This window comes from Chitinophaga agrisoli (assembly GCF_008386695.1).
In the GTDB taxonomy this organism is placed as follows: domain Bacteria; phylum Bacteroidota; class Bacteroidia; order Chitinophagales; family Chitinophagaceae; genus Chitinophaga; species Chitinophaga agrisoli.
Genome location: NZ_VUOC01000078.1, coordinates 1 through 500, shown reverse-complemented (window position 1 = coordinate 500; position 500 = coordinate 1). Strand labels below are relative to the sequence as shown.

Sequence of the window (500 nt, the reverse complement as noted above, 5' to 3'; positions counted from 1 at the left end):
ATCGAATTCATCCGCTGTTTCTGCGTCTCTTTTTCCGTGAGAGCTATCCCTTCACCACGGAGAATGTCTATCTCTCACAAATTCCGGGACTGGTAAACATGGCGCTGTACGTTTCGCCGATAGTTTCCGGTGAGGTTATCCGTTCCCGTGGCGGCTCCACCTCTGAATTTACGCCGGGATATGTCAAGCCGAAGCATGAAGTGGATCCGCAGATGACCCTGCGTCGCCTGCCGGATGAAGATCCACAGAATCTGGCGGACCCGGCTTACCGCCGCCGTCGCATCATCATGCAGAACATGCGTGACGAAGAGCTGGCCATTGCTCAGGTCGAAGAGATGCAGGCAGTTTCTGCCGTGCTTAAGGGCAAATACACCATGACCGGTGAAGCCTTCGATCCGGTTGAGGTGGATATGGGCCGCAGTGAGGAGAATAACATCACGCAGTCCGGCGGCACGGAGTGGAGCAAGCGTGACAAGTCCACGTATGACCCGACCGACGAT

The 500-nt window shown here is 55.6% G+C and carries 1 protein-coding gene; it reads left to right on the top strand.

Annotated features, from left to right (window positions below; genetic code table 11):
* Positions 1-500, top strand: a 500-nt coding sequence (locus tag F0L74_RS32930) for a major capsid protein (protein WP_438502959.1), incomplete at both ends; no start/stop codon positions are given.